Here is a 21,867-nt window from a genome sequence, read left to right as displayed (position 1 = left end):
CACCCGTGCGGCCGGCTTTTTCATGCGATGCACGCGGCCGACGCGACCCCCGCGCCGCGCACCGGATTCAAAGCCGCGCCGGTCGGCGCAGGATGAACTCCAGATCGTTGATCGAACCGACGGGGAAAATGTAGTCGCCAACCTGCTCGAAGCCGTGGCGCGCATAGAAGCGCTGCGCGCCGAGGTTCTCCGACCACACGCCGACCCACAGCGTGCGCGGACCATCGCGAAGCAACCACGCCATCGCGGCGTCCATCATCCGCGTGCCGTTGCCGCCACCCTGATGGCCCTGCACGAGATAGAGCCGCTTGAGCTCGCCGTCGCCCCGGGCGACATCGGCGTGCGGCAGCCCGCAGGGACCGGCCGCGGCATGGCCGATCGCCTCGCCGGCGTTTTCCAGCAGCCAGACCGCGTAGTCCGGATGCGCAAGGATCACGCGCTGCTTCTCTACTGCGTAGGCATCGGCGAGGAACGCCGCGAGATCCTCCGGCGGATACAGATGGCCGAAGGTCTCGGTGAACGTGCGCGCGGCCAGCGTCGACAGCGTCTGCGCGTCGTCGACGGTGGCGCGGCGGAGCGTCGTCATCGGCGGATCAGGCTGCCGGCTTCGGCGCGACAGGCCTGACTTGGATGTGTACTTCGGCCAGCTGCGCGTCAGCGATCGGCGACGGCGCGTCGGTCATCAGGCACTGTGCGCCGGTGGTCTTGGGGAAGGCGATGACGTCGCGGATCGATTCGGTGCCCGCCATCAGCGCGGCGATGCGGTCGATGCCGAATGCGATGCCGCCATGCGGCGGGGCGCCGTACTTCAGCGCGTCGAGCAGGAAGCCGAACTTCGCTTGCGCCTCTTCCGCGCCGATGCCGAGCAGTTCGAACACGGCCGACTGCATCGAGGAACGGTGGATACGGATCGAACCGCCGCCGATCTCGTTGCCGTTGAGCACCATGTCGTAACCGCGCGACACCGCCGTCGCGGCATTCGCGCGCAGGTCGGCCTCGTCGTCGACCGACGGCGCGGTGAAGGGGTGATGCAGGGCGACATAGCGCTGCGCCTCGTCGTCCCATTCGAACATCGGGAAGTCGGTGACCCACAGCGGCGCCCAACCCTCATTGATCAGGCTGAAGTCCTTGCCGGCCTTCAGGCGCACCGCGCCCATGAAGTCGCTGACGGTCGAATACGTGCCGGCGCCGAAGAACACCAGGTCGCCATTGCCGGCGCCGACGTGTGACACCAGGCCCGCGAACGCGGCCTCATCGAAGAACTTCTGGATCGGCGACGACACCTCGCCCGCCTCCGAAATCTTGATGTAGGCCAGGCCCTTCGCGCCGTACTTCGCCGCATGCGCGGCGTATTCGTCGATCTGCTTGCGGCTCAGACTCGCGCCGCCCGGAATGCGCAGCGCGCAGACGCGGCCGCCAGCCTCGTTCGCCGGGCCGGTAAACACGGCGAACTGGCTGTCCTTGACCAGATCGGCCACGTCGACCAGTTCTAGCGCGATGCGCAGGTCGGGCTTGTCGGACCCAAAGCGACGCATCGCCTCGGCATACGTCATGCGCGGGAATTCGGCGGCAAGTTCGACGCCGGCGACATCGCGGAACACGTCGCGGATCATCGCCTCGACGAGATCCTGCACATCGCGCTCCGACACCCACGCGAACTCCATGTCGAGCTGGGTGAATTCCAGCTGCCGGTCCGCACGCAGCGCCTCGTCGCGGAAGCAGCGCGCGATCTGGTAGTAGCGGTCGAAGCCCGCCATCATCAGGATCTGCTTGAACAGCTGCGGCGACTGCGGCAGCGCGTAGAACTCGCCCGGATGCATGCGCGCCGGCACCAGGAAGTCGCGCGCGCCTTCCGGCGTCGCCTTGGTCAGGATCGGCGTCTCGATGTCCTGGAAGCCCTTGTCGTCCAGCCAGTGGCGCAGTGCGCTGACCAGCTTGGTGCGCGTGCGCATGCGGCGCTGCATCTCGGGATGCCGCAGGTCGAGATAGCGGTACTTCAGGCGCGTTTCTTCGCCCGGATTCTCGTGATGGTGGAACGGCAGCGGCTCGGCCTTGTTCAACACCTCGATCTGCGTGGCGACGATCTCGACCTGGCCGGTGCGGATCTTCGCGTTGACCGAATGCCGCGCGCGCACCGTGCCGGTGATGCGCAGGCAGTCCTCGTAGCCCACCTTCTCGGCGGTCGCGACGACGGCGGCATTGCCGTCCGCATCCGACGATTCCGCGACCACCTGCACGATGCCTTCGTGGTCGCGCAGGTCGATGAAGCAGACGCCGCCGAGGTCGCGGGCGACGTCGGCCCAGCCGCACAGGGTGACGGTCTGGCCGATCAGCGATTCGTCGATCAGGCCGCAGAAATGGGTACGCATGGGAACTCCGGACACGAAAGCGCGGGCGCACGGGCCGCCGTGACGACGACCGTGCTGGATGCAAGCCCGCTAGTTTAAGGCGTCACCGCCGCGGACGCGGCGGCAGGCGCGTCAGTCCGCCGAGGCGGGCTTCGCAGCCGGCTTGGCGGCCGGCTTGGATTCGGTGGCCGCAGGCTTGGACTCGGCCTTGGCCGCTGGCGCATCGGCCGCAGGCTTGTCACCGCCGGACTTGGCGCCGTCGCCGCTCTCGACCAGGTTGCGCTTCTTGTCGCCGTCCTTCTTGAAGTCGGTCTCGTACCAGCCGCTGCCGGCGAGACGGAACGACGGCGCGGTGAGCTGCCGCTTGACCGCGGACGCGCCGCACTCGGGGCAGGTCTCGGGATCAGGATCGGACATCTTCTGCAGACGGTCGAAACTGTGGCCGCATTCGGCGCACTGGAAGGCATAGATCGGCATGGCGGGGCGCTGGCTGAAGTTGCTGGAGATTGCGGACGACCGACATGCGGACGCCCCGGGCCGGTTCAAGCCGGTCGGGGCGCGATTGTGCGGGATTTTGAAACCCCGCGGTTCTTAATTGCCCTGGCGGGCCGACGCCCGCGTCATCCCGTGGCCAGATGCACCGCCGCAAGTTCGGTCGCCCGGCGCAGCACCGCGTCGCGCCCGGCCGCATCCAGCGACGAATCGCGCAGGTACAGCGTCAGGATCCAGGGGGCGCCCCCGTGCAGAGGCCAGAGGACCGCGATGTCGTTGCTGACGCCCTGCATGCCGCCGGTCTTGTCGCCGACCCGCCAGCCTTCCGGCATCGCAGCCCGGATCCGCGCGTCGCCGGTACGGTTCTCGATCAGCCAGTCGGCCAGTTGCAGGCGCGACGGTCGCGACAGCGCGTCTTCGAGCACGAACCGCCGGAGGTTGTGGGCCATGGCCTGCGGCGTGGTGGTGCTGCCGCCGTCGATGATGCCGCGCGGATCGGTCTCCATGTCGCCGTGCCCGCGCAGGAACGCCTGCAACCCGGCCTCGCCACCCACCAGCGGCAGCAGCAGACGCACGGCCGGATTGTCGCTCCACACCATGCCGCCCCGACACAGGTCGCGCACGGTGATGTCCTTGCCCACATGACGTCCGCTGACCGGCGCGCCGGAGCGCACATCCTGCGCGCGCACCGGAATCCGGTCGTCGAGCGAAAGCGCGCCGGCGTCGGCCTGCGCCAGTACCGCCGCGATCAGCGCGAACTTGATCGTGCTCGCCGTCGGGAATTCCTCGCGCGCGCGATGGGCCATGACCTGGCCGCGTTCGGGATGCACCAGGCTCATGCCGAGGCGCCCGCCGCTGGCCGCTTCCAGCGCGGCGGGGTCCACAGCGGTCTGCACAGCGGATGTGTCCGCGTCGGCCGCGCTGGCGATCAACGGCGCCACAGCCGTCAACAGGGCCGCGCCGCCCGCGGTTTTCAGGAAGCTGCGTCGTCCGTGCATCGCGTGTCTCCAGTGGGATGGGCTGCGAGTCTGGAACGCGAGCGCAGGCCCCACCAGCGCGTTTATTCGGTGCCTGCCCCCAAGAAAACTCATGTCCGGCGCGACCAGGGCCTTCAGTGGAGGCGAGGCGTGCGACCATCCATCGATTCCGCTCATTGCTAAGCGCATGTCCCGACCGCCCTTGCCGCTCAACGCGCTGCGCGCCTTCGAGGCCGCCGCCCGCCACCAGAACCTCACCCGGGCGGCACTGGAGCTGCACGTGAGCCAGGCGGCGCTGAGCCATCAGATCCGCAAGCTGGAAGACAGTCTGGGCATCCGCCTGTTCCACCGCCTGCCGCGCGGCGTGGCCCTGACCGACGAAGCGGCTGCCCTGTATCCGGTGCTCAACGAAGCCTTCGACCGCATTGCCACAGCGCTCAACCGGGCCAGCTCGACCGCCCGGCGCGAGGTGGTCTCGCTCGGCGCGGTGGGCACCTTCGTCAACGGCTGGCTGCTGCCGCGCCTGACCGGGTTCGAGGCGGACCATCCCGGCGTCGACCTGCGCCTGTCCACCCACAACAACCGCATCGATCTGGCCAGCGAAGGGCTGGATGCGGCGATCCGGTTCGGCCACGGCGACTGGCAGGGCCTGGAGTGCACGCCGATTGCCGACACCCGGTTCGCACCGGTCTGTGCGCCGTCGGTCGTGCACCGTCTGCGTGTGCCTCAGGATCTGGCCGCGCTGCCCCTGCTGCGGTCGTATCGCGAGGACGAATGGCCGCGCTGGTTCGAGGCCGCAGGCATCGATGGCGTGGAGGCGCGGGGCGCGGTGTTCGATTCGTCGTTGGCGCTTGCCGGCGCCGCCGCGTCAGGCGCCGGCATCGCCCTGCTGCCATTGACGATGTTCGGGCGTGAGCTGCGCGAAGGCCGCCTGGTGCAGCCGTTCGACATCGGCATCGATCTCGGCCGCTACTGGTTCACCCAATTGCGCTCACGACCGGAGCGCGAACCGGTGAAGCAACTGCGCCTGTGGCTGCAGGCGCAGAACGCGCTGACGCCTGGCGCGCCCTGACGGCGCGCGACTGCCGCGGCGGTCAGTAGCCCCAGGGGGTCGGCGGCGCGGCGACGGTCCTGGTCAGGTCGAACTCGACCTGGAACTTGCGGCCGCCCGGACGGGCCAGCTCGTAGACGAAGCGCTGGCCAGGCTCGATCTCCATCGCCCAGGTGTTGGTGACCGAAGCGTTGAGGCCTTCGCGTTCGAACATTTCGATCGACTCGGCGTCGACCGGGAATTCCTGGCGCTGCGCGGTGCCGGCGTTCTGCGATTCACCGCCGTACATGGTCACCGGATCGTCGCTGCCGTCGGGCATGCGGTGGTCGTGCTTGAGACGCAGGCCGTGTTCGGTGCGGGTCAGGATCCAGGTGCGCGAATGGTCGTCACCGACATGGAACGGGATGCGCAGCTCTTCCTTGCGGTTGCTGCAATCGCGCACGTGCATGACCAGTTCCTTGCCCTCGAACGGATCGGGCTCGGCGCCGGGCGCGGGCGCCGGCTCGTTGGCGACGATGCGGCCAGCGAAGGCTTCACCGCAGTGGCGGGCGATCGCGGCGAGGAACTCGTCGGCGGGCACGCGCTCGGTGGCGGCGTCGACCGCTGCGGCAGCAGCGGCGGCATCGGCGGTGGGATTGGCCGCGGCGGGCCGCGCGGGTTCAGCGGATTCCTGGCCACCGCAGGCGGTGAGCGAGAGTACGGTGGCGAGCAGGGCGAGACGAAGCGGATTCGGGTTCATCGCATCACCCTAACCGGCACCCGCAACCGCGGCAACCCGGGCAGACCCGGGGTTCGCCCTCACGCCGCTTCGTAGAGTGCCAGCAGATCGCCTTCGGCCTGCTCGAGTTCGGCGCGCAGTGCGGCCTGCCGCTGGCCCAGCGTCGTGGCCTTGTCGGGATCGGCATAGGTCTCGGGATCGGCGAGTGCGCCGTCGATCTCCGACAACGCCTGCTCGAGCTCGGCGACGCGCCCTTCCGCTTTCTGCAGCTTGTGCGGATTGGCCTTCGGGCGAGCCGCGGCCGGTGCGGCAGCGGGTGCCGGCGCGGCGACCCTGGTCGGCGGCGGCGTGCGCAATTCGCCCGCATTGCCGCGCGCGCGCAGCCATGCGGCGTATTCGTCGAGGTCGCCGTCGAATGGAATCACCACGCCGTCGGAGACGCGCCAGAAGGTGTCGCTGACCAGACCGATGAGATGGCGGTCATGCGAGACCAGGACGATCGCGCCGGCGAAATCGCTCAGCGCTTCGGCCAGGGCTTCGCGCATTTCGAGATCGAGATGGTTGGTCGGTTCGTCGAGCAGCAGCACATTCGGCTGCAGCCAGGCGATCAGCGCCAGCGCCAGACGCGCGCGTTCGCCGCCGGAGAACCCGTCGATGCTTTCGAACGCGCGATCGCCCGGGAAGCTCCACTTGCCGAGGAAGTCGCGGAACGACTGGATCGATGCGGTCGGCGAGATCTCGCGCAGATGATCGATCGGCGAGGTGCCGGCGACCAGCGATTCCACCGTGTGCTGGGCGAAGTAGCCGATGCGCAGGTCCGGGTGCGCGTAGCGCTCGCCGTCCAGCAGTTGCAGTTCGCCGACCAGCGTCTTGACCAGCGTCGACTTGCCCGCGCCGTTGGGGCCGAGCAGACCGATGCGATCGCCGGCTTCGAGGCCGAAGCCGACGTTGTCGAGGATCACCACCTGGCCGTCCGCAGTCGGATACCCGCAGGTGCCGTGGTTGATGCGCAGCAGCGCGTGCGGCAGCTTCACCGGCGCCGGGAAATCGATCTGCACCTCGCGCTCGGCGCGCACGGCCTCGGTATCGGCCATCTTGGCCAGGCGCTTGACCCGCGACTGCGCCTGCTTGGCCTTGGCCGCACTGGCCTTGAAGCGGTCGATGAACTTCTGCAGATGCGCCTTCTCGGCCTGCGACTTCTCGTGGGTGATCTGCTGCAGGCGCAGCTGCTCGGAGCGTTGGCGCTCGAACGAGGTGTAGTCGCCGGAATACAGCTTGGCCTTGCCGCCGTGCAGGTGCAGCGTGTGGGTGCAGACGTTGTCGAGGAACTCGCGGTCGTGCGAGATCAGCAGCAGCGTGCCCGGATACTTCAGCAACCACTGCTCCAGCCACAGCACGGCGTCGAGATCGAGATGGTTGGTCGGCTCGTCGAGCAGCAGCATGTCGCTGGGCGTCATCAGCGCGCGGGCGAGATTCAGACGCACGCGCCAGCCGCCGGAAAACGTCGCAACGGCGCGCTGATGGGTCTCGGCCGGAAAGCCCAGACCATGCAGCAGCTTGCCCGCGCGCGCGCCGGCGTCGTAGGCGCCGACCTCGGCCATGCGCATATGCACGTCGGCGACGGCTTCCCAGTCCTCGGCTGCCAGCGCGTCGGCCTCGGCCTTGAGCACGGCGGCCACGGCGGCGTCGCCGCCGAGCACGAAGTCGATGGCCGGGTCCGGCAGCGAGGGCATTTCCTGGGCGATGCTGGCCAGGCGCAGGCGGTTGGGCAGGTCGAGATCGCCCTTGTCGGCCTCGACCTCGCCGCGCACGGCCGCGAACAGGGAGGACTTGCCGGTGCCGTTGCGGCCGACCACGCCCACGCGCCAACCGGCGTGCATGGTCAGGTCCATTTCGGACAGCAGCAGCCGTTCGCCGCGCCGCAGGGCGAAATTCTTGAAAGAGATCATGTCGGCAATTCTACCGGACGCCGCCTGTCGGGCGGCTTTCCGGAGGTTGGGGCGGCGGTCTGCAAGAACGCGGAGGCGGCCTGGAGGCGGCCTTTTCGATGCCGATGAAACCTTTGACCGGTTTGTTACGAGCGTGTTAAAGCCGGAGTGCAGTCGTTTCGTACGCATCGCTCTCCTCACCCCCACAAGGATCGCCGCATGACCCGACACCCGCTGCATCTCGCCCTGCTCGCATCGCTCGCCGCAGGCCCTGCCCTCGCCCAGGACGCACCCGCCGGGCAGAGCCCGCGCACACTCGACACGCTGATCGTCACCGGCACCCGCGTCGCCGACCGCACGGTGGCCGAATCGCAATCGCCGATCGACATCCTCACGCCGGAAACGCTGACCGCCACCGGCACACCGGAACTGGCGACGGCGCTGTCGCGTGCACTGCCGTCGCTGAACTTCCCGCGCCCGGCGATCAACGACGGCACCGACGCCGTGCGCCCTGCGCAGATCCGTGGCCTGTCGCCGGACCACGTGCTGGTGCTGGTCAACGGCAAGCGCTATCACTCCGGCGCGCTGGTCAACGTCAACGGCTCGCAGGGTCGCAGCTCGTCGCCGGTCGACCTCAACACCATTCCGATCTCGGCGATCGAACGCGTCGAAGTGCTGCGCGATGGTGCGTCGGCGCAGTACGGCTCCGACGCGATCGCCGGCGTGATCAACATCGTGCTCAAGGGGCGCGCCGGCAGCGGCGGGGTCTCCGGCCGCTACGGCCAGTACAGCGCCGGCGATGGCGCGCAGTACCAGGTGCTGGCGGATGCCGGTTTCGGCATCGGCAACGAGGGCTTCGTGCATCTGTCGGCGCAGGGCGCGCACCAGGACCAGACCAACCGGGCGCGGCCCTTCATCGGCACGCCGACTGCGACGTCGGCGCCGCTCGGCCAGGTGGTGCAGCGCCAGGGCGATCCCGAAGTCGACCACGGCTCGGTCACGTTCAACGCCGAGCTGCCGGTCAATGAGTACCTGCAGTTCTACGGCACCGGCATCTATACCAGGCGCGATTCGCTCTCCAACGGCTTCTTCCGCCCGGCCGGCGACCCGCGCAACATTCCGTCCATCTATCCCGACGGCTTCCTGCCGCAGATCAACAACGTCACCACCGACCATCACTTCACCGCGGGCTTCAAGGCCGAGACCGCGGGCGGCACCGCGATCGACTTCAGCTACACCTACGGCGACAGCGAGATGACGTTCGACATCCTCAACACGCTCAACCGGAGCCTGGGGCCAACGTCGCCGACGCAGTTCTACGCCGGCGCGCTGGAAGTCCGGCAGCACGTGCTCAATCTCGATCTGAGCAAGCAGCTCGAATGGGGCCTCGACTATCCGGTGACCTGGTCCTACGGCGCCGAGTGGCGTGGCGACGGTTTCATCCAGTCGCCGGGTGAACCGCTGTCGTATGCGAACGGCGGTGTCGTCGCGCCGGGCCAGACCACGCCGCTGCCGGGCGCGCAGGTGTTCGCCGGCTTCCGTCCCGGCGACGGCGGCGATTTCGACCGCAACGCGCTGTCGTTCTACACGGGCCTGGAAGCCGACCTCACCGACCGCTTGTCGCTCGGCGTAGCGGGTCGCTTCGAGGACTTCAGCGATTTCGGCGACACCAGCAACTTCAAGATTTCCAGCCGCTTCGAATTCACCGACGCCGTTGCCCTTCGCGCGACGGCCTCGACCGGCTTCCGCGCGCCGTCACTGCAGCAGCAGTATTTCCAGTCCACGGCGACGAACTTCATCGCCACCCCGCAGGGCACGTTGCCGTTCGACATCGTGACCTTCCGCGTGACCAACCCGGCGGCGATCGCGCTGGGCGCCGAACCGCTGCGCGCGGAGGAATCGACCAACTACAGTCTGGGTCTGGTGCTGCAGCCGGTCGAGAACCTCTACGTCACCATCGATGCCTACCAGATCGAGGTCGAGGACCGCATCTCGCTGTCGGCCAATCTCACCTCGGCGCCGGTGCGCAATTACCTGCAGGTCAACGGCTTCGCGGGCGTCGGCGGCGGCCGCTACTTCACCAACGCCATCGACACCACGACCCGCGGCGTGGACCTGGTCGGCACCTACGGCTGGGCGCTGGACAACAGCCAGCTCGATCTGACGCTGGGCTACAACTACAACAAGACCACGATCGACCGGGTGGCGGAGAACCCGGCCACGCTGACCGCGATCGATCCGGCCGCGGTGCGCTTCGACCGGGTCGAACGCGGCCGCTTCGAGGTCGGCGCGCCGCGCGACAAGGTGCTGGTCGGCGGCACCTGGACCGCCGGCGGCTTCGAGGCCACCGCCAATGCCACGCGCTACGGGGAATTCAGCGTCCTCGGCAGCACCGCTGCGCTGGACCAGACCTTCGACGCGGCCTGGACGCTCGATCTCGCGTTCTCGTTCGCGCTCGACAAGTGGAAGTTCACCGTCGGCGGCGACAACGTGCTTAACGAATATCCGGACGAAGTGCTGTTCGCCAATTCCACCGGCGGCCAGCTGCCGTGGAGCGGCAGTTCGCCGTTCGGCTTCAACGGCGCCTTCGTGTACGCCAACGTCGCCTACCGCTGGTAGAGCGCAGCCGCCACGCTCGATGCCTCGACGCCCCGGCCCTGCCGGGGCGTCTTCGTTTGGACCGCTGCGATTGTTCCATTTAAAGAACGATTGGATCGCATTTTTATGATCATTGACGATTTCAGGACAACGCGCTCCAATCGCCTTTACGGATTTCCAACAACAGGCCTCCCCCGATGCTCCGCCCCCACCGTTTGACCCTCGCCGTCGCCGCCGCGCTGGTATTTCCGGCCGTCGCATTCGCCCAGCAGACGCCCGCAGAGGCACCCGCGCGCACCTCGACGCTCGACACGTTGATCGTCACCGGCACCCGCGTCGCGGACCGTACCGTCGCCGAGTCGCAGTCGCCGATCGACATCATCACGTCCGAAGCGCTGACCGCTACCGGCACCACCGAGCTCGCCACCGCGCTCGCCCGCGCCCTGCCCTCGCTCAACTTTCCGCGCCCGGCGCTGACCGACGGCACCTCGGCGATCCGCCCGGCGCAGCTGCGCGGTCTCGCGCCCGACCAGGTGCTGGTGCTGGTCAACGGCAAGCGCCGCCACACCTCGTCGCTGCTCAACCTCAACGGCACGATCGGCCGCGGCTCCGCGCCGGTCGACCTCAACACCATTCCCGTCTCGGCGATCGAGCGCGTCGAAGTGCTGCGCGACGGTGCCTCGGCGCAGTACGGCTCAGACGCGATCGCCGGCGTGGTCAACGTGGTGCTCAAGGGATCGTCCGAAGGCGGCAGCCTGTCGTTGAGCGCGGGCCAGTACTCGGCCGGCGACGGCAAGCAGACCCAGATCGCCGGCGACACCGGCCTTGCGCTCGGTGACCGCGGCTTCCTGCACCTGTCGGCGCAGGTGGGCCAGCAGGAAGAGACCAACCGCGCACGTCCGTTTGCCGGCACGCCGGGCGCCACCCAGCCCGCGCTCGGCCAGAAGGCCTTCGTGATCGGCGAGCCGGAGGTCGATTTCGGCGCGGTCGGCTTCAATACCGATTTCGCATTGACCGACACTATCCGCGTCTACGGCTTCGGTACCGCGAGCAATCGCGATGTCACCTCGTTCGCATTCTTCCGCGCCCCGAACAACACCACGCAGAACATCCGCAGCATCTATCCCGACGGTTTCCTGCCGGAGATCAACAACATCTCCAAGGACCGCTCGCTGGTCGCGGGCGTCAAGGGCCATGCCGGCGACTGGAACTGGGACCTCAGCTACAACTACGGCTACAACCATCTCGAGTTCTATACCCGCAACACGCTCAACGCGAGCCTCGGCCCGACCTCGCCGACCTCGTTCTACGACGGCGCGCTGGAGACGACGCAGAACATCGTCAACCTCGACATCAGCCGTCCGCTGGAAATCGGTCTGGCCTATCCGGCGACGCTGTCGTTCGGTGTGGAGGGTCGCAACGAGAAGTGGAACCAGTCGCCGGGCGAATTCGGCTCCTACGCGAACGCCGGCCTCGGCGCGCCCGGTGCGGGCGCAGGTGCGCAGGGCTTCGGCGGCTTCGCGCCCGAAGTCGCCGGGGCCTTCGACCGCGACAGCCACGCGGTGTACGCGGGTCTGGAAGCGGACCTCACCGAGAAGTTCTCGGCCGGCGCCGCGGCGCGTTACGAGGACTACGACGATTTCGGCAGCCAGGTCTCGGGCAAGCTCTCGGCGCGCTACGCGTTCAACGATGCGGTCGCGCTGCGCGGCACGGTGTCGAGCGGCTTCCGTGCGCCGTCGCTGGCGCAGCAGTATTTCCAGACGGTCAGCACCACCTTCATTGCCGGTGTCACCACGCCGTTCGAGATCCGCACGTTCCCGGCCAGCAGTCCGGTCGCGCAGGCATTCGGCGCCGAGGCGCTGAAGCCCGAGGAATCGCTGTCCTACAGCCTGGGTCTGGTGCTGCAGCCGGTCGACAATCTCTACGTCACCGTCGACGCCTACCAGATCGATGTCGACGACCGCATCGCGCTGTCGTCCAACCTCACCGGTGACGCGGTGCGTCGTCTGCTCGAATCGCAGGGCATCTTCGGCATCACCGGTGGCCGTTACTTCACCAACGCCATCGACACGCGCACGCGCGGTATCGATGTCGTCGGCAGCTATCGCTGGGATCTCGCCGCCAGCAGCGTGGATCTGACCGCCGGCTACAACCACACCAAGACCGAGATCACCCGCATCGCGGCGAACCCGGAGGAACTGGCGCAGAACGGCCTCAACCTCGAACGCATCGACCGCGTCGAGATCGGCCGCATCGAGGATGGCTTCCCGCGCAACAAGCTGCTGCTCTCGGGCACGTGGAACGTGGACGACTGGGCGTTCGCGGTGTCGACCACGCGCTACGGCAGCGTGCGCACCACGCCGAACAACGCCGCGCTCGACCAGAAGTACGGCGCCAAGTGGCTGCTCGACCTGTCGGCGACGTTCCGGCCGGGCGACAACTGGGCACTGACGCTGGGCGCCGACAACGTGCTCAACGAGTACCCCGACGAGAACATCTTCGGCAACTCGACCAACGGGCAGTTCCCCTACAGCAACCTCTCGCCGTTCGGCTTCGGCGGCGCGTTCGCCTACGCGAAGGTCGCCTACAACTGGTAATCGGCTCTATCGATTGCGCTCGATGCCCCGGCTTGCCGGGGCATCGTCGTTTCGGGGTTCTGGATTTCTTCCGGACGCTGGCGAGCCCTGATCGAACGGCATGACTTGGGAGACCCGGCGGCCGGGCGGGCGCGAACCGCTCTTCCCTCGGTCAGGGCGTCATGCCCTGACTCGGGCGCGCACCATCCATGGCGCGCTCGGCGCGGCCCGCGCCCGCCCGGCCGCTGTCGAGTCGTCGGGTTCTGCTGCTTCGGATGTTTGGTTCCACCGAGCGCCATCGCCCAAGAGGGGCCCTGGCAGCACTCACGCATGTCCAAGGGTGAACACAGACATTCGATGCAATATCGATCCCATCCGTTTGAACCGCACATTCCCGCCCGTTCGCGGCCTTTGCCATCGCCAACACCGGAAATCGACGAAGAACGCACACATTGCTGCTTGCCCCTGTCGCAATGCGTCGGCGACACTGCAAGACCAGTCCAGCGCGAAGTCTCGATGCCGCACAACACCGACCTGATCAACATCGTCGCCGTCGGCCTCGGCATGGCCTTCGTGTTCGGCGCGCTCGCCAACAAGTTGCGGCTCTCGCCGCTGGTGGGCTATCTGGTCGCGGGCATCGTCGTCGGACCATTCACGCCGGGCTTCGTCGCCGACCAGGACCTCGCCAACCAGCTCGCCGAGATCGGCGTGATGCTGCTGATGTTCGGCGTCGGCCTGCACTTCTCGCTGAAGGACCTGATGGACGTGAAGTCCATCGCGATTCCCGGCGCGATCGCGCAGATCACCGTGGCGACCGTGCTCGGCTGGGTACTGGCGTGGCTGATGGGCTGGCCACTGGTCAGTGGCTTCGTGTTCGGTCTGGCGTTGTCGGTCGCCAGTACCGTGGTGCTGCTGCGCGCGATGGAGGAACGCCGGCTGCTGGATACGCGGCGCGGCAAGATCGCGGTCGGCTGGCTGATCGTCGAAGACCTGGTGATGGTGCTGGCGCTGGTCATGCTGCCGGTACTGGCCCAGATCACGACCGACCGCGGCGACGGCGCGGCGCCGGGCGCAGGCGCGATCGTGCTGACGATCGTCTGGACGCTGCTGAAGGTCAGTGCCTTCGTCGCGGTGATGCTGCTCGTCGGCCGGCGGGTGATCCCGTGGATGCTCGAGCGGATCGCTGGCACCGGCCAGCGCGAACTGTTCACCCTGTCGGTACTCGCGATCGCGCTGGGTGTCGCATTCGGCGCATCGACCCTGTTCGGGGTGTCGTTCGCGCTCGGCGCCTTCTTCGCCGGCATGGTGCTCAACGAATCGGAGTTCAGCCACGAGGCCGCAAACGATTCGCTGCCGCTTCGGGATGCGTTCGCCGTGCTGTTCTTCGTCTCGGTGGGCATGCTGTTCAATCCCAACATCCTGATCGAGCATCCGTGGCAGGTCCTGGCCACGTTCCTGATCATCGTGGTCGGCAAGTCGATCGCCGCGTACTGGATCGTTCGGCTGTTCAAGCACCCGCGCTCCACCGCACTGACGATCTCCACGAGCCTGGCGCAGATCGGCGAGTTCTCCTTCATCCTCGTCGGCCTCGGCGTCGCCCTGCAGCTGCTGCCCGAGACCGGCCGCGATCTTGTGCTGGCCGGCGCATTGCTGTCGATCGTCGTCAATCCGCTGCTGTTCGCATGGCTCGACCGCTGGCTGGCGAAGCAGGAGCTGGCCGCGCGCGCCGCGTCCGACGCACATGAGCCGCCCCTGCCGCCGGAGCACGTCGTGCCCGAGGACCTGCGTGGGCACGCGATTCTGGTCGGCTACGGCCGGGTCGGTCGCCAGCTCGCCGATCTGCTGCAGCAGCGCGGCGTGCCGCTGGTGATCGTCGAGGACGACAACGAGCTGGTGCGCCGCGGTCGAGAGCGCGGCTTCATCGTCGTGCGCGGCAACATCGCGTCCGAGCCGGTCATGCTCGATGCGGCGCCCGATCGCGCCGCGCTGGCGATCTTCGCGATTCCACAGGCGCTGGAGGCCGGCGAGGCCATCGAACGCATGAAAGCGGTCAACCCCGCGCTCACCGTGCTGGCGCGCGCGCACAGCGACGGCGAGGTTCGACATCTGCTGGAGCACGGCGCCGACGGCGCGGTGCTGGCCGAGCGCGAGCTGGCGTATTCGCTGGCCGAAATGGTGATGTCGACGCCGCCGTTCCGGCCGGTGCGCCCGGGTTCGGTGGCGGACGAGGCGGCGCAGCCGGGCTGACGATGCGTCTGGTCGTGCTCAGTGGTGCGGGCATGTCGGCCGAGAGCGGCATCCCGACCTTTCGCGACGCGCTGACCGGACTGTGGGCGCGCTTCGACGCCGAGCGTCTGGCGACGGAGGACGCGTTCCGCGCCGATCCCGCGCTCGTCTGGGGCTGGTACCGCTGGCGCGCGGCGATGGTCGCCGCAGCGCAGCCCAATGCCGCGCACCTCGACGTCGCGGCACTGTTCGACGACGGCCACGCGCTGACGGTGGTCACCCAGAACGTCGACGACCTGCACGAACGCGGCGGCGCATGCGACGTGCTGCATCTGCATGGCCGTCTGCTGGCCTCGCGCTGCATCGGCTGCGGTGCGCGGGTCACGCCCGATCCGATCCTCGCGCCGCCCTCGCCGCCCGATGGCGGCGCGCGCGAGACGCCGCCTGCGTGCGCTGCCTGCGGCGCCGCGTTCCGGCCCGACGTCGTGTGGTTCGGCGAATCCCTGCCGACCGACGCCTGGAACGCCGCGGAGATCGCCGTCGACGCCTGCGATCTGCTGGTCGTCGTCGGCACGTCCTCGCTGGTGTGGCCCGCAGCGGGGCTGCCCGAACGCGCCGTGCGCACCGGCACGCCGGTCCTCGAGATCAATCCGCAGGCGACTCCTTTGTCGTCGCGTGCGACCGCGCACTGGCCTTTGACTGCGACGGCCGGCATGGCGCAACTGCGTGCGCGGCTGCAACGGACGCCGGACGATCCACGGCGTGTGCTCGCGGCCTGAGCGCTGCACTCAGTCGTCCAGCGGCAGCAGGATGTCGGCACGCAGGTCGGCTTCGGCCACCTGCTCGGGATCGTCGAGGAAGTGGTAATGCAGCGGCGCATCGCGCAGGCGTTCGCCGCTCGCAGGCCACCACTGCGCCAGTAGGCGATCGGTCGCATCCTCGAGTCCCGAGTACGCGCCGACATGGCGCACCCGGGCGTAGCGACCGCCGCCGATTTCCAGCCTGCGCAGCGGACGCGGCACGCGCCCAGGTATTGGCAGACGCACCGCGGCGTCGAAACGCAACGCGTGCGGCGGCAGATCGCGATGATCGCCCAGCGGCACACCGATCAGCGCTTCGATACCGTCCACCAGGCCTGCGGCTTCCGCCCAGCCGAACAGGCGGCCGAAGGCATCGTCGAGATCGTCGAATGCGCCGCGCGCGCGCAACGCCACGACCTCGAACGGCGCGATTTCGACGAGCTCGACAGCCAGTGCGTCGAATGCCTGCGGCGGAGGCGGTTGCAGGCGATCCAGCAGCGCAGTCGCCTGTGAGGTCTGACCGCGCAACGCCGCGGGCGTGACGCCAAGCGTCTGCCGGAACGTGCGGGCCAGTGCCTGGGGGCTGGCGTAGCCCACTGCGAGCGCGACCCGCGTCACCGTCTCGCCGGCGGCCAGCATCTGCAGTGCGCGCGACACGCGCAGCCGCGTCAGCGTGCGACCGAGCGTTTCGCCGGTCGCCGCGCGCCACACGCGATGGAAATGGAACGCCGACAGATTCGCCTGGCGCGCGAGCGTCTCCAGCGGCGGCGCCGACGCGCCCTCGGCGACGAGACTCTGCAGGTGTCCGGCGACGGCGGCGATGCGCGGCGCGAGGCGGGTCCGGGTATCGGCTTTCATGGCGGCATTCGCGATGGGCTTGCCGCGAGTATCCGGTGGTGGCGGGTGCCGTGCGTACCCGATCTTGCGCAGTGGGCGCTCAGCGCAGCACGGATTCCAGATACGGCTCCAGCGTCGGCCACGCGAACGCGTGGCCGCGCTGCTGCAGGCGCGCGGGCAGCACGCACTGGCCGTCCACAAGCAGCGTCGCCATCTCGCCCAAGCCGAGTTCGAGCGCCTTCGCCGGCACCGCCAGCAGCGCCGGTCGGCGCAGGGCATCGGCCAGTGCGCGGGTGAACAGGGAATTGGCGACGGGCTCGGGCGCGGTGAGATTGAACGCGCCGGTCGGTGCATCGACAGCGCCGTCGAGATGCGCACGCAGCAGCGACACCGCCGCATCGATCCAGTCCTCGCGCGCGATCCAGCTCAGCACCTGGCGCCCGTCACCGAGGCGGGCACCGAGTCCGAGCTGGAACGGCATCCGCAGACGCTGCAGCATGCCGCCGGCCGGATGCAGCACGACGCCGGTGCGCAGCACCACCACCGCCACGCGATCCTCGGCCACGCGCGCCGCGGCTTCCCAGTCGGCGCACAGCCGATGCTGGAATTCGTCGTGCGGCGCGCTGCCCTCGTCCAACGGCGCGTCGCCCTGGGCGCCGTACCAGCCGATCGCCGAACCGCTCAGCAGGACCCTGGGCGGCGTGTGTGCCGAGCGGATCCAGTCGGTCAGCACGCCCGTGGGAATCAGCCGGCTGTCGCGCAGCGTCTGCTTGCGCGATGCGCTCCAGCGGCTGTCGGCGATGCCGGCGCCGGCGAGACTGACCACCGCATCGAAGCGGTCGTCGGCCCAGAGCGAAGCGTAGTCGCGGACATCCACACCTTCGGGCGAGGGCGTGGACGCGCGCCGCGACAACCAGGTGACGTGCGCGCCGTCGCGCTGCAAGTGGGCGGTCAGCGCGCTGCCGATGAAGCCGCTGCCGCCGGTGATCAGGATACGCATGGGTGTGCCTCGGGCCGCGGATGAACGCCATCGTGGCAGTCGCCGCGTGAGCATGCGTCAACGCGCTTTTCGTCTCATGACGCAGTCGCACCGCGACGCCGGCCACCGCACATGCGGTGGACCGGCGCCACTGCGGCGGGTGTCAGCCCTGTTCGAACGCCAGCTGCCCGCCAGCGGCATCAACCTTGATGGTGTCGCCGCTGACGAACGCGCCCGACAGGATGCGCTGCGCCAGCGGGTTCTCCAGCTGCTGCTGGATCGCGCGCTTGAGCGGGCGCGCGCCGTAGACCGGGTCGAAACCGATATTGCCGAGCAGATCGAAGGCGGCGTCCGACAGCTCGATGCGCAGCCCGCGTTCGGCCAGACGCTTGTCCAGGCCGCGCAGCTGGATCTTCGCGATCTCTCGGATCTGCGCCTTGTGCAGCGGATGGAACACGACGATGTCGTCGAGCCGGTTGATGAACTCCGGGCGGAAGTGCGCCTGCACCACGCCCATCACCGCGGCCTTCATCTGCGTGTAGCCCTCGGCGCTGTCGGCGTCCGTGCCGCGCTCGCTCATTTCCTGGATCTGGTGCGAGCCGAGATTCGAGGTCATCACGATGACGACGTTGCGGAAGTCGACGGTGCGACCCTGCCCATCGGTCAGGCGGCCGTCGTCGAGCACCTGCAGCAGGATGTTGAAGACGTCCGGATGCGCCTTCTCCACCTCGTCGAGCAGGATCACGCTGTACGGCCGACGCCGCACCGCCTCGGTCAGATAGCCGCCTTCCTCGTAGCCCACGTAACCCGGGGGCGCTCCGATCAGGCGCGCGACCGAATGCTTCTCCATGAACTCGCTCATGTCGATGCGCACCATCGCGTCCTGGCTGTCGAACAGGAATTCGGCCAGCGCCTTGCACAGCTCGGTCTTGCCGACGCCGGTCGGGCCGAGGAACAGGAACGAGCCGGTCGGACGATCGGGATCGCTGAGTCCGGCGCGCGAGCGGCGCACTGAATCGGACACGACCTTGATCGCTTCTTCCTGGCCGATCACGCGCGTGTGCAGTTGCGACTCCATCGCCAGCAGCTTTTCGCGTTCGCCCTCGAGCATCTTGCTGACCGGGATACCGGTCCAGCGCGCGACCACCTGGGCGATTTCTTCCGCGGTCACCTTGTCCTGCAACAGGGTGAAGCCCTGGGCTTCGGCCTCCTGCGCAGCCTGCAACTGCTTCTCGAGTTCCGGGATGCGCCCGTACTGGATCTCGCTCATGCGCGCGTAATCCTGGGTGCGCTGCGCGGACTCGAGATCGTGCTTGGCCGCCTCGATCTGCTCCTTGATCTTCGTCGCGCCCTGCACGCTGGCCTTCTCTGCCTTCCAGATTTCCTCCATGTCGTTGTAGGCGCGCTCGAGCGTGGCGATCTCGGCTTCGAGATCCGCCAGGCGCTGCTTCGATTCGGCGTCCTTCTCCTTCTTCAGCGCCTCGCGCTGGATCTTGAGCTGGATCAGCCGGCGTTCCTTGCGGTCGAGTTCCTCGGGCTTGGAGTCGATCTCCATGCGGATGCGCGACGCCGCCTCGTCCATCAGGTCGATGGCCTTGTCCGGCAGCTGGCGGTCGGCGATGTAGCGGTTCGACAGCGTGGCCGCGGCGACGATCGCCGGATCGGTGATCTCGACGCCGTGGTGCACCGCGTAGCGTTCCTTGAGGCCGCGCAGGATCGCGATCGTATCCTCGACGCTCGGCTCGCCGACGAACACCTTCTGGAAGCGACGCTCCAGCGCGGCATCCTTCTCGACGTATTTGCGGTACTCGTCGAGCGTGGTCGCGCCGATGCAGTGCAATTCGCCGCGCGCGAGCGCAGGTTTCAGCATGTTGCCGGCGTCCATCGACCCTTCGGCCTTGCCGGCGCCGACCATCGTATGCAGCTCGTCGATGAAGAGGATGATCTGGCCTTCGTTCTTCGACAGATCGTTGAGCACGCCCTTGAGGCGCTCCTCGAATTCGCCGCGGTACTTCGCGCCGGCGATCAGTGCGCCCATGTCGAGCGACAGCACGCGCTTGCCGCGCAGGCCTTCGGGCACTTCGTTGTTGATGATGCGCTGGGCCAGGCCTTCGACGATCGCGGTCTTGCCCACGCCCGGCTCGCCGATCAGCACCGGATTGTTCTTGGTCCTGCGCTGCAGCACCTGGATCGTGCGACGGATCTCCTCGTCACGACCGACCACCGGATCGAGCTTGCCGCTCTCGGCGCGTGCGGTCAGATCGATCGTGTACTTCTCCAGCGCCTGACGCGCGTCCTCGGCGTTCTCGTCCTTGACGCTCTCGCCGCCGCGCACCTTGGTAATCGCGGCTTCGAGCCGCGCCTTGTCGGCGCCGGCGGCCTTGAGCGCCTTGCCCGCGTCGCCGCTGTCATCCAGCGCGGCCAGCACGAACAGTTCGGACGCGATGAACGCATCACCGCGCTGCTGGGCCAGCTTGTCGGTGACGTTGAGCAGGCGCGAGAGATCGTTGCCGACCGACAGCTGGCCGGCCTGCCCGGTGACCTTGGGCAGCCGCTCCATCGCCTCGGTCAGGCGTTCGCGCAGCACCGGCACGTTGACGCCGGCCTGACCCAGCAGCGGCCGCGTGCCGCCGCCCTGCTGGTCGAGCAGCGCCAGCAGCAGGTGCACCGGTTCGATGAAATTGTGGTCGCGGCCCACGGCCAGCGACTGCGCGTCGCTCAGCGCCTGCTGGAAACGCGAGGTGAGCTTGTCCATCCGCATCGGGGAATCCTCGGGAGCATGAAGGGCCGGCGGACGCCGGCAATGTCTCTCAGATGCGGTCGAAGCCGCGGGTTGCAAGCGCGGACGGGCCTGCGACGGACCCCTGCGTCGACGGAATCCTGCGGGGGCGCTCACCCGATGCTTGCGGGGCTGGGCCTACGGTACGCCTTCCCCATCCCGGAGCGGCACATGGATTACCAGCTCTATTACTGGACCGGCATCCAGGGGCGCGGCGAGTTCGTCCGGCTTGCCTTGGAGGACACCGGCGCACGCTATGTCGATGTCGCCCGGGAAGCGGGTGACGCCGCGCTGCAGCCCTTCCTCGACGGCGAGCGGGACGGCGCCCGTCCATTCGCCCCGCCTTTCCTGAAGGCCGGTGACATCATCGTGGCCCAGGTCGCCGCCATCCTGCACTTCCTCGGTCCCCGGCTCGATCTGGCGCCCGGCGGTGAAGCGGCGCGGCTGCAGGCGCTGCAACTGCAGCTCACCATTGCCGACCTCGTGACCGAAATCCACGACAGCCACCATCCGATCGCCAGCGCCGCGTACTACGAGGACCAGAAGGACGCCGCAAAGCATCGCGCCGTGGATCTGCGCACGCACCGGCTGCCGAAGTTCCTCGGCTATTTCGAACAGGTGGTCGGTCGCGGCAACGGCCATGCACTGGGCGCCCATTCCTACGTCGACCTGTCGCTGTTCCAGATCGTGCGCGGGCTCGACTACGCGTACCCGCAAGCGATGGCCGCACTGGCGCCGACGATTCCGCAGCTCCGCAGGCTGGAGGCGCGGATCGCCGAGCGGCCGAACATCGCCGCGTATCTGGCGTCGGAGCGCAGGCTTGCGTTCAACACCAACGGAATCTTCCGGCATTACCCGGAGCTGGATGGGGGGATTGCGGGGAAGGATTGAGCGGTGGGGGGTCCAAGCGCAGGGAGCAAAGACCTCCGCCCTTATGGGGGATAAAACTCGGCCTTCCCGCCTGCGGAAGGAGTGAGCAATGGGCCCGGCGCGCGGCGCAAAAACCCTCCCCCGCTTGCGGGGCATTACGCCCGTTACGGTTGGAGGGTTGGGTGGGGGCGAACGGGCAGACGCCCGCGTCGTCGGTTCCAGCAGCCCCCGGTTCGGGCTTACAGAAACCGCGCGCGCATTGCGGCGGGCGGCACCATGCACGCATCGCTGCGCCCGAACACGCGATAGCGGTTGCGCGCGAGCAGGCGGTACGCGGGATCGCGCAGCGCGCGTGGCACCACGCGCAGCAGCACCGCCGCGCGCCAGACGCCGCCGAGGCGACGCAGCACTTCGATGACGCCATCGCTGTCGTGCCAGGCGGCATCGCCATCGACCAGCAGAAACGACACCGGATCGGCCGGATCGATGTCGTGTGCGACCAGCAGGCCGTGACCCACGGCCTCCTGCATCGCAGCGAAGTGGAATCGCGCGCGGCGGTCGTGGCGCAGCAGGAAGCGCACCCAGCCACTGCACAACGCGCAGACGCCGTCGAACACGACGATCGACCCCGTGTGCGGCGCAGTGGATGGCTCGGGCGGGCTGGCGGGATTCACATCGGTTTTCCGGT

16 protein-coding genes are annotated in these 21,867 nt (G+C 68.4%); 6 read left to right on the top strand and 10 right to left on the bottom strand.

What is annotated here, in order from left to right:
* Window positions 1-67: 67 nt before the first annotated feature.
* From AC3IRM_RS03635 to bla, 4 genes are all read right to left on the bottom strand, one after another.
* A complete protein-coding gene (locus tag AC3IRM_RS03635) occupies window positions 68-586 on the bottom strand; it encodes a GNAT family N-acetyltransferase (protein ID WP_489204908.1) in 519 nt (172 codons plus the stop codon).
* 7 nt (window positions 587-593) lie between these two features.
* On the bottom strand, window positions 594-2,369 hold the full coding sequence (gene aspS / locus AC3IRM_RS03630) for an aspartate--tRNA ligase (RefSeq protein WP_489204907.1): 1,776 nt from the start codon (window positions 2,367-2,369) through the stop codon (window positions 594-596).
* Window positions 2,370-2,480: 111 nt separating this feature from the next.
* On the bottom strand, window positions 2,481-2,825 hold the full coding sequence (locus AC3IRM_RS03625) for an FmdB family zinc ribbon protein (protein WP_489204906.1): 345 nt from the start codon (window positions 2,823-2,825) through the stop codon (window positions 2,481-2,483).
* Window positions 2,826-2,968: 143 nt separating this feature from the next.
* A complete protein-coding gene (bla, locus tag AC3IRM_RS03620) occupies window positions 2,969-3,838 on the bottom strand; it encodes a class A beta-lactamase (RefSeq protein ID WP_489205823.1) in 870 nt (289 codons plus the stop codon).
* Between the two features lie 166 nt (window positions 3,839-4,004).
* On the opposite strand from bla, the gene AC3IRM_RS03615 reads away from it, so the two are divergent.
* Window positions 4,005-4,889, top strand: a complete 885-nt coding sequence (locus tag AC3IRM_RS03615) for a LysR substrate-binding domain-containing protein (protein WP_489204905.1) — start codon at window positions 4,005-4,007, stop codon at window positions 4,887-4,889.
* Between the two features lie 22 nt (window positions 4,890-4,911).
* Here AC3IRM_RS03615 and AC3IRM_RS03610 read toward each other — a convergent pair whose 3' ends face one another.
* Window positions 4,912-5,607: a hypothetical protein gene (locus AC3IRM_RS03610; protein ID WP_489204904.1), complete on the bottom strand. Its 696-nt coding sequence runs from the start codon at window positions 5,605-5,607 to the stop codon at window positions 4,912-4,914.
* 59 nt (window positions 5,608-5,666) lie between these two features.
* Window positions 5,667-7,535 carry an ABC-F family ATP-binding cassette domain-containing protein gene (locus AC3IRM_RS03605; RefSeq protein WP_489204903.1) on the bottom strand — a complete coding sequence of 623 codons (1,869 nt, stop codon included), beginning with the start codon at window positions 7,533-7,535 and terminating at the stop codon, window positions 5,667-5,669.
* A 198-nt stretch (window positions 7,536-7,733) separates the two neighbouring features.
* Between AC3IRM_RS03605 and AC3IRM_RS03600 the strand changes: the two genes are divergently transcribed.
* The 4 genes from AC3IRM_RS03600 to AC3IRM_RS03585 all read left to right on the top strand — a co-directional run bounded on the left by AC3IRM_RS03600 (window position 7,734) and on the right by AC3IRM_RS03585 (window position 15,693).
* Entirely contained in the window at window positions 7,734-10,133 is a 2,400-nt protein-coding gene (locus AC3IRM_RS03600; RefSeq protein ID WP_489204902.1) for a TonB-dependent receptor plug domain-containing protein, read from the top strand.
* A gap of 176 nt (window positions 10,134-10,309) precedes the next feature.
* The gene (locus tag AC3IRM_RS03595; protein ID WP_489204901.1) at window positions 10,310-12,709 is read left to right on the top strand and encodes a TonB-dependent receptor plug domain-containing protein; all 2,400 of its coding nucleotides are present in this window, start codon (window positions 10,310-10,312) and stop codon (window positions 12,707-12,709) included.
* 495 nt (window positions 12,710-13,204) lie between these two features.
* Complete coding sequence (gene ybaL, locus AC3IRM_RS03590; protein WP_489205822.1) at window positions 13,205-14,935, top strand: YbaL family putative K(+) efflux transporter; 1,731 nt, start codon at window positions 13,205-13,207, stop codon at window positions 14,933-14,935.
* A 2-nt stretch (window positions 14,936-14,937) separates the two neighbouring features.
* Complete coding sequence (locus AC3IRM_RS03585) at window positions 14,938-15,693, top strand: SIR2 family NAD-dependent protein deacylase (RefSeq protein WP_489204900.1); 756 nt, start codon at window positions 14,938-14,940, stop codon at window positions 15,691-15,693.
* 9 nt (window positions 15,694-15,702) lie between these two features.
* Here AC3IRM_RS03585 and AC3IRM_RS03580 read toward each other — a convergent pair whose 3' ends face one another.
* The 3 genes from AC3IRM_RS03580 to clpB form a co-directional block, all read right to left on the bottom strand.
* A complete protein-coding gene (locus AC3IRM_RS03580; protein WP_489204899.1) occupies window positions 15,703-16,572 on the bottom strand; it encodes an AraC family transcriptional regulator in 870 nt (289 codons plus the stop codon).
* Window positions 16,573-16,651: 79 nt separating this feature from the next.
* Window positions 16,652-17,551 carry a TIGR01777 family oxidoreductase gene (locus AC3IRM_RS03575; RefSeq protein ID WP_489204898.1) on the bottom strand — a complete coding sequence of 300 codons (900 nt, stop codon included), beginning with the start codon at window positions 17,549-17,551 and terminating at the stop codon, window positions 16,652-16,654.
* A 142-nt stretch (window positions 17,552-17,693) separates the two neighbouring features.
* On the bottom strand, window positions 17,694-20,291 hold the full coding sequence (clpB, locus tag AC3IRM_RS03570; RefSeq protein WP_489204897.1) for an ATP-dependent chaperone ClpB: 2,598 nt from the start codon (window positions 20,289-20,291) through the stop codon (window positions 17,694-17,696).
* 138 nt (window positions 20,292-20,429) lie between these two features.
* On the opposite strand from clpB, the gene AC3IRM_RS03565 reads away from it, so the two are divergent.
* Window positions 20,430-21,200 (top strand): glutathione S-transferase, encoded by a 771-nt coding sequence (locus AC3IRM_RS03565; protein WP_489204896.1) that lies wholly within the window; start codon window positions 20,430-20,432, stop codon window positions 21,198-21,200.
* 218 nt (window positions 21,201-21,418) lie between these two features.
* Here AC3IRM_RS03565 and AC3IRM_RS03560 read toward each other — a convergent pair whose 3' ends face one another.
* Window positions 21,419-21,853, bottom strand: coding sequence for a thiol-disulfide oxidoreductase DCC family protein (locus AC3IRM_RS03560; protein WP_489204895.1), 435 nt, complete (start codon window positions 21,851-21,853; stop codon window positions 21,419-21,421).
* Window positions 21,854-21,867 lie beyond the last annotated feature (14 nt).

This window comes from Luteimonas sp. KH_071 (assembly GCF_057838005.1).
This window is presented reverse-complemented; position numbering and strand designations above follow the sequence as displayed.

Coding starts and splice junctions, on each gene's coding strand:
- clpB (WP_489204897.1), bottom strand. CDS start 20,291: ATGCGGATGGACAAGCTCACCTCGCGTTTCCAGCAGGCGCTGAGCGAC.
- AC3IRM_RS03635 (WP_489204908.1), bottom strand. CDS start 586: ATGACGACGCTCCGCCGCGCCACCGTCGACGACGCGCAGACGCTGTCG.
- AC3IRM_RS03605 (WP_489204903.1), bottom strand. CDS start 7,535: ATGATCTCTTTCAAGAATTTCGCCCTGCGGCGCGGCGAACGGCTGCTG.
- aspS (WP_489204907.1), bottom strand. CDS start 2,369: ATGCGTACCCATTTCTGCGGCCTGATCGACGAATCGCTGATCGGCCAG.
- AC3IRM_RS03585 (WP_489204900.1), top strand. CDS start 14,938: ATGCGTCTGGTCGTGCTCAGTGGTGCGGGCATGTCGGCCGAGAGCGGC.
- AC3IRM_RS03600 (WP_489204902.1), top strand. CDS start 7,734: ATGACCCGACACCCGCTGCATCTCGCCCTGCTCGCATCGCTCGCCGCA.
- AC3IRM_RS03610 (WP_489204904.1), bottom strand. CDS start 5,607: ATGAACCCGAATCCGCTTCGTCTCGCCCTGCTCGCCACCGTACTCTCG.
- AC3IRM_RS03595 (WP_489204901.1), top strand. CDS start 10,310: ATGCTCCGCCCCCACCGTTTGACCCTCGCCGTCGCCGCCGCGCTGGTA.
- AC3IRM_RS03615 (WP_489204905.1), top strand. CDS start 4,005: ATGTCCCGACCGCCCTTGCCGCTCAACGCGCTGCGCGCCTTCGAGGCC.
- AC3IRM_RS03565 (WP_489204896.1), top strand. CDS start 20,430: ATGCTTGCGGGGCTGGGCCTACGGTACGCCTTCCCCATCCCGGAGCGG.
- AC3IRM_RS03575 (WP_489204898.1), bottom strand. CDS start 17,551: ATGCGTATCCTGATCACCGGCGGCAGCGGCTTCATCGGCAGCGCGCTG.
- AC3IRM_RS03625 (WP_489204906.1), bottom strand. CDS start 2,825: ATGCCGATCTATGCCTTCCAGTGCGCCGAATGCGGCCACAGTTTCGAC.
- ybaL (WP_489205822.1), top strand. CDS start 13,205: ATGCCGCACAACACCGACCTGATCAACATCGTCGCCGTCGGCCTCGGC.
- bla (WP_489205823.1), bottom strand. CDS start 3,838: ATGCACGGACGACGCAGCTTCCTGAAAACCGCGGGCGGCGCGGCCCTG.
- AC3IRM_RS03580 (WP_489204899.1), bottom strand. CDS start 16,572: ATGAAAGCCGATACCCGGACCCGCCTCGCGCCGCGCATCGCCGCCGTC.